General features: G+C 37.2%; 2 protein-coding genes. Both read left to right on the forward strand.

The genetic code is table 11. The features are described 5' to 3' along the window. The first annotated feature begins 223 nt into the window (after positions 1–223). Complete coding sequence (locus AACQ42_RS00775; protein WP_017044853.1) at positions 224–1,303, forward strand: type I restriction endonuclease; 1,080 nt, start codon at positions 224–226, stop codon at positions 1,301–1,303. A gap of 150 nt (positions 1,304–1,453) precedes the next feature. Next, the gene (locus AACQ42_RS00780) at positions 1,454–2,347 is read left to right on the forward strand and encodes a hypothetical protein (protein ID WP_254918594.1); all 894 of its coding nucleotides are present in this window, start codon (positions 1,454–1,456) and stop codon (positions 2,345–2,347) included. The last annotated feature ends 699 nt before the right edge of the window (positions 2,348–3,046 follow it).

Genomic DNA, 3,046 nt, shown 5'->3' on the forward strand with positions numbered 1-3,046 from the left:
TAAGCATAACAAACGGTTAAAGAGGGATTGCCAACGCTCGTCGACTTTAGTTCAAAATTGAAATTCAGTGTTTACGGCGTGTTTTTTGAGTTAAGTGGTGCGTTGTCAACCCCTTAACCGGGCGTTATGTGTTTCTCGACTTTAAACTTTTAACTGAACGACGTTTCCATTAGCTTTTATTGGGTATAATCAATCTTTTTCAATGCATGTAATGGAGTATTTTATGGATTTTATTGAACGGCTTCAGGCTCTTTCGAAGAAAGTTTCTCAAGTTTCGGCTAATCTGGCTACCGAAGAAGCAACAAAAAATGCTTTAGTTATGCCCTTTCTGCATTCAGTCCTTGGTTATGACGTATTCGATCCAAACGAGGTTATACCTGAGTTTACGGCTGATACTGGAACTAAAAAGGGGGAAAAGGTTGATTATGCCTTGATCAAAGATGGTGTGGTTCAAATTCTAATTGAATGTAAGAAGTATAGTGAACCATTATCAACAAAGCATGCCAACCAATTATTTCGATATTTCTCAGTAACAAATGCACGTATTGCCATTTTAACTAATGGCTCAAAATATCAATTTTTTACTGATTTGGATGCTCCTAATAAAATGGATGAAAAGCCATTTTTGACATTAGATCTCGAAAATTTAGATGAGCATGTTGTCCCTGAAATAAAAAAATTAACTAAATCCTCCTTTGATGTTGAATCTGTAGTTGATGCAGCAGGTGAATTAAAATATTTAAACCAAATAAAAAAAGTTCTAGGTGAACAGTTCCAAAGCCCAGAAGAAGATTTTGTGAAGTTCTTTACTTCTCGCGTCTATGACGGTGTTCAAACTGCAAAAGTTAAATCTCAATTTCTAGACATTACCACTAAAGCTTTAAAGCAGTTTCTCAATGACAGTATAAATGCCCGTCTAAAATCAGCTATTGGCGCTGACGTCAAAGAATCAACGAATATTGAAACTCAAGTTATTCCTGCTGAAGACGTAAATGAAAGTTCAGAAAAATCTAAAATTCTTACTACAGAAGAAGAAATTGAAGGTTTTAATATAGTCAAAGCAATACTTAGGCAAAAAGTAGAAGTACAGAGAGTTTGTGCGCGTGATACTCAAAGCTATTTTGGAATTCTGCTAGATGATAACAATCGTAAGCCTCTATGCCGTTTGTGGTTTAATACTAAGCAGAAATATATTGGTATCTTTGATGAAGCTAAGAATGAAACTCGGCATCCGATCGAAACTGTGGATGATATATTCAATTTCAGTGAACAATTACAAAGCACCCTTGCATTATATGAGTAAAAACACATAACAAAGCATTTAAGAGGGACAGTCAACGCGTGGCATTTGTGGTTTACTTGAAAATTTGTGTTTACGGTTGTCTATTTTAATTCTGTGGCGGCGTTGTCTGCCCCTTAATGCGGCGTTATAAATTTTTTAAAGGAGTTATGAGTGGCAAGCTTGGGAACATATTATTTAGGTCGAGTATTGAAACTTGGCACTCTCGATCAAGAAAAGTTAATAAATGCAATCAAAGAGCCGGTTTCCTTATCTTATAGAGATTCATCCTGGACATTCATTGACGTCCAAGAAGTTAAAGACAACGGGGAGCATTATATTTTTGGTCGCCTAAGCAAATACAAGCCGTTAGGTGAGGTTACTGTCGTAGATACTTATCGAAGAACAGAAGAAACACAAATTGAACCTAACTTGAAAGTTGCTTCTAGCCCCTTTGTATATATACCTTCCCATTCAGGTATTGCATTTCTTAATGTATATAACCACATAGAACAAAAAGCTTTTGTTAATCGGTTTTGTTCTATTATCGAAGAAACTTATCAACGTTTTTTTGTTGATTGTGATATTGAGTTGGTCTCAGACTTACGTTCTTTTGCTGCAAAAGTATCATCATTGGATGGCATCTATCATGTTAATGCGAAAATATCTCCTCCAAATCCAATGTTTGGCTGCCTTTGGGCTGAGCTAAAGGACTACCTAATCAAGCGAAATACTGATCGTATGACTATCGTCGAAGATGCTCCAGAAAGTGAGCCGCTAAATACAGATCTGCCATATCACATTGAAAAAGCAGCCAACCAGACTGCAGATCAACAATATGTATCAGATGAGCCCCTTCCGATCGGTGACGCTGCGATACTTATGGCTGCAGACGGCTATGGTCATGGAACAGTTAAAGGGAAAAGAGACAATGAAGTTATAACTATAAAAACATCTGAGACTGTAAAAAACTTTTCCTTCGATAAAAACCCAGAGCCAGATGCTCTCTACCGTAAAGCTCTTGAAATATTTAATGAAATCAAACAAAAAAGGCATTTGGGTCACTGATGAATCGAATTATAGATATTTTTCGCTTTACTATTATATCTCCGGAGTTTGTTGTTATTCTCCTAACTGCTGCAATTACATATGGTTATCCGGAGGTATTTGTACTTATAGGTGGAAAACTTAAAAGTAATGCTGAACTCTGGAAGTTTATCCCCTCACTGCCAGTCATCTTTACAGGCGTGACCTTTCAAGTGGCTCAAAAAGTTCATGCACCTTTAGAGAACACGTCTAACAAGCAACTCTACGAATGGAGCTCGTTCAATAAGATCACTGATCGTATAATGGCATCTTACTTGATTTGTATACTGTGCTGTGTCGCTAGTTTTACAATTTGGTTTTTCATGTCTGAGTTGAGTGAACTAATGTTAGGCTCAATATTATTGAGTTCAATCCTCATCTCTGGATTAACTACGTTCCAAATTATCTTAGCGGCTCAAAAAATCAGGCAAGTCATAGAGCAATACACATAAAATTTATAACAAACGCTTCAAGAGGGACAGCCAACGCGTGGCATTTGTACTATGCGTTGGTTTTTGTGATCACGGTGTTATGCTGAAAATTAGTAGTAGCGTTGGCTGCCCCTTAAGCGGGCGTTAGCTGAGGTTAAAAAAACCATAAAATTAAGCGCTTATTTTTCTTAGTCTGAGGCTCTAGCTTTACACCTGAAAGTCAGCACTTTTCCGCGTATCTCGCCAGTGG

The organism is Vibrio sp. V12_P9A6T4, assembly GCF_963874835.1.
Taxonomy (GTDB): Bacteria; Pseudomonadota; Gammaproteobacteria; order Enterobacterales; family Vibrionaceae; genus Vibrio; species Vibrio anguillarum.

What these genes read in the sequence shown, in the direction of transcription:
- AACQ42_RS00775 (WP_017044853.1), top strand. Translation starts at nt 224, where the DNA reads ATGGATTTTATTGAACGGCTTCAGGCTCTTTCGAAGAAAGTTTCTCAA.